1 protein-coding gene and 1 pseudogene are annotated in these 2,308 nt (G+C 62.7%); both read left to right on the top strand.

Annotation, left to right across the window (positions count from 1 at the left end; translation table 11 throughout):
• The first annotated feature begins 306 nt into the window (after positions 1-306).
• Entirely contained in the window at positions 307-1,812 is a 1,506-nt protein-coding gene (gene istA, locus AB0L95_RS42080) for an IS21 family transposase (RefSeq protein ID WP_098552671.1), read from the top strand.
• Positions 1,805-2,308 (top strand): annotated as a pseudogene (locus AB0L95_RS42075) (ATP-binding protein); the annotation flags it as partial. The gene istA and the pseudogene AB0L95_RS42075, both read left to right, overlap by 8 nt.

Genomic DNA, 2,308 nt, shown 5'->3' with positions numbered 1-2,308 from the left:
CAAAAGATGTTCGGCGACCGCGTCGTGTTTAAGCGCGTGTACAAAACCCGGCGATAGCTGCAGAGCATCACGATTTCTCAGTCGGCCATGTATCGGCGAGGCTGCTCATATGTGCCTGTCATGGATCGGAATGAATGCCCTCTTCTAACTACTGCCGGCAAGTAGACCGAGCGCCTCACGAAGTAGCGCTATTGTTGATGTCCGCACAGAACTGACCCACTAGAGCTGGAAATTTTCATCGAATTTTGACCCACGTGATTGAATGCTCTGCTCAATCTTTGAGCAGGGGATACAAAGGTGATCACGGTGGGTATATTGGCCAAGATCAGGCGGATGTATTTCCGCGAGAAGGTCCCGTTGCGCGAGATTGCGCGGCGTACGGGCCTGTCCCGAAACACGGTGCGCCGCTGGCTGCGGCAGACTGATGCCGTCGAGCCGAAGTATCCGAAGCGCGTCAGCCCGAGCGTCATCGACGACTGGGCCGCACAGCTGACAGGTTGGCTGCGTGCCGACAGTCATCGCCCGAAGCGTGACCGGCGCACCGCCCGGTTCATGTTCGAGGCGATCCGCGCCGAGGGTTACGCCGGCAGCTACGGCCGGGTGAGCGCGTTCGTGAGGCGTTGGCACGAGGAGCAGGCTGAGGCGCCTCGCAGGAAGGCCTTCGTGCCGCTCGCCTTCGAACCCGGCGAAGCCTTCCAGTTTGACTGGAGCTGCGAATACGCGTTTGTTGGCGGGCTACGGCGACGCCTGGAGGTCGCCCACGTCAAACTTAACTCCAGCCGCGCGTTCTGGCTCGTCGCCTATCCCACACAGAGTCACGAGATGCTGTTCGATGCGCACGCCCGCGCATTCGCCGCGTTCGGCGGCGTGCCGCGGCGCGGCATCTACGACAACATGAAGACCGCCGTGGACAAGGTTGGCCGCGGCAAGGAGCGTGCGGTCAACGCGCGCTTCGAAGCGATGTGCAGTCACTACCTGTTCGAGCCGGAGTTCTGCAACCGGGCTGCAGGCTGGGAGAAAGGCATCGTCGAGAAGAACGTTCAGGACCGGCGACGTCAGATCTGGCACGAAGCAGCGCTACGGCGCTGGGAAACGCTGGAGATCCTGAACGAATGGGTCGCTGGTCAGTGTCGTGAGGCGTGGCACATGCGGCACCCGCAGTGGCCTGAGCTGACAGTCGAGGATGTGCTGCAGGACGAGCGTACCCGGCTGATGCCCAATCCACGGCCGTTCGACGGCTACATCGAGCAGACCCTGCGAGTCTCGTCGACCAGCCTGATTCACTTCCAACGCAACCGCTACAGCGTGCCCACCGAGTACACGAACCAGTTGGTGAGCGTGCGCTGCTATCCGGCATATCTCAGCGTCGTCGCCAACGCCCAGGAGATCGCACGCCACGAACGCAGCTTCGAGCGGCACATGACCTTCTACGATTGGCGCCACTACGTCACGTTGGTCGAGCGCAAACCCGGCGCACTGCGCAACGGCGCACCGTTCATCACGATGCCGCAGCCGCTGCAACTGCTGCAGCGGCATCTGCTGAAACACCCGGGCGGCGATCGCGTCATGACGCAGGTGCTCGCTGCGGTGCGCGAACACGGGCTCGATGCGGTGCTGCTCGCCGTACAGGCTGCGCTGGATTCAGGACGCCCCAGCGCAGAGCACGTCCTGAACGTGCTGAGCCGGCTGAAGGCGCCCGTCACGAATGGCAGCCTCGCCACGACGAAACTCCAGCTCAAGGAAGAGCCCGCGGCCGACGTGAGCCGTTACGAGACGCTGCGCGCCAACCCACCGGAGGATCGTCATGTCTAACGATATCGCGGCCCAGCTCAAGGGTCTTAAACTGCACGGCATGGCGAGCACGTGGCCGGAGCTGCTCGCGCAGTCGCGCCACACGGACTTCGAGCCGGAGCGCTTCATGAAGCAGCTGTTGATGGCTGAAACCGCCGAACGGCAGGTGCGCTCGATTGCCTATCAAATGACCGCTGCGCTTCCCGGCCCACCGCGACCTGAAGGGCTTCGACTTCGCGCAGGCACACGTCGACGAAGCGCTGGTGCGCGAACTGAGCGAGCTGTCGTTCCTCGAAAGCGCGCACAACGTCGTGTTCATCGGTGGTCCGGGCACTGGCAAGACGCACCTCGCCTCAGCGATCGGAATCGAAGCCGTACAGCGCCACGGCAAGCGTGTGCGCTACTTCTCGACCGTCGAGCTGACCAACGCCCTGGAGCAGGAGAAGTCCATCGGCAAACAAGGCCAGGTCGCCCACAAGCTGATGTACGTCGATCTGGTGATTCTCGATGAGCTGGG

It is taken from the genome of Streptomyces sp. NPDC052036, assembly GCF_040680495.1.
Classification (GTDB): Bacteria; Actinomycetota; Actinomycetes; order Streptomycetales; family Streptomycetaceae; genus Streptomyces.
Note: the sequence above shows the minus strand (reverse complement) of the source record. Positions and strands in the feature narration are given on the sequence as shown.